Genomic DNA, 1307 nt, shown 5'->3' on the forward strand with positions numbered 1-1307 from the left:
CTCGTCGCGGACGGGCTCGCCGAGGTGAGCGGCGCCGTGGTGACGGTCCCGGAGGCCGCGCGCGCCTTCACCCGCGTCGTCTGCGCCCGCTTCGATGCGCGGCTGACCGCGCAGAAGGCGGCGGAGGCGGCCGAGGGGGCCCAACATGCGCACGCGGCGGCCGTCTGAGGAGGGCCATCAGCGCGTGCCGAGGCAGAGAGAGCCGGCGGAGGGAACGAACGCCGCCGGGCTCCGGGAGAAGGGCGATCAGGAATTCAGCTGGCGCAGCGCATGGCGGTCGCGCAGCACCACCCGGCGCGAGGACGGCAGCGCGATGGCGCCACGCTCCTCCAGATGGGTCAGGGTGCGCGAGACGGTCTCGATGGTGAGGCCCAGATAGTCGGCGATGTCCTGGCGGGACATGGGCAGCAGCACCTCGTCCGAGCCCGCGCCGGAGCGGGCGGCGATGTCGATCAGGAAGGTGGCGACACGCTCCTGGGCGTTCTTGCGGCCGAGCACCAGCAGATGGTTCTGCGCGCGGTGCAGTTCCGCGACCGTCAGCGACCAGAGGGCATGGGCCAGCTCCGCGTCGTCCGAGGCGCGGGCGAACAGGATCGAGCGCTTGATGCGCACCACCTTGGTGTCGCACACCGATTCGGCCGAGAAGCGGTGCCGGGCGGAGGCTTCCCAGCCGAACACGTCGCCCGGCAGGCAGAAGGCCTCGATCTGGCGGCGGCCGTCACCCAGAAGCTTGCAGATGCGCACCGCGCCGGAGAGCACCACATAGACGTGATCAGCGCTGGCGTCCTCGCCGTAGATCTCCGCGTTGCGGTCGTAGCCGACCACGGCACCCAGCGCCGAGAGGATGCTGACAGGCCGATGGGTGTCCGCATCATCCTTCCACTTTCCCGAAGGCGGGAGGGGCGCATAAGCTCGGGTGGCGATCGCGGCGGCGGGGGTCGGCATCGGTACCTCCTGCAAGGCGCCTCGCTTGGGAGGCCCTTTTGGATAGGCGCTTGCCGGAAAACGATAAATTGGGCTCTTACACTTAAGTCCGTCCCCTTAGGTAGAATTACGGAGGAGCGCAAAGCTCCTTAAACCGGACCGCGAACCCGTGAGCGAGGCCGAGACGTGAGCGAGATTGAGACGTGAGCGAGACCACCGCAGAAGCGGCAGGGATGTCGGCGCCGGTCCGGCAGGTGGCCGCCGGGGTGGCCGGTCGCCGCCGCGGCCCTCCTTTTTGTGCCAGCTGTTCGGGCTTCCGCCGCTGGGCGGGCACGGATTGCCCGGTGCTGCTTCGGCCGCCGTGGTCGTGGTGAGCGCGCGGG

Annotated in this window: 1 protein-coding gene; it reads right to left on the bottom strand. The window is 69.9% G+C overall.

What is annotated here, in order from left to right; genetic code table 11:
• Positions 1 to 246 precede the first annotated feature (246 nt).
• Positions 247 to 945 (bottom strand): helix-turn-helix domain-containing protein, encoded by a 699-nt coding sequence (locus AC2W7M_RS25665; RefSeq protein ID WP_486135941.1) that lies wholly within the window; start codon positions 943 to 945, stop codon positions 247 to 249.
• Positions 946 to 1307 lie beyond the last annotated feature (362 nt).

The sequence above is a fragment of the Xanthobacter sp. BG11Y11_SDJG genome (genome assembly GCF_057364445.1).

Excerpts from the sequence above, each read along its gene's own strand:
- AC2W7M_RS25665 (WP_486135941.1), bottom strand. The coding sequence starts at position 945 with ATGCCGACCCCCGCCGCCGCGATCGCCACCCGAGCTTATGCGCCCCTC.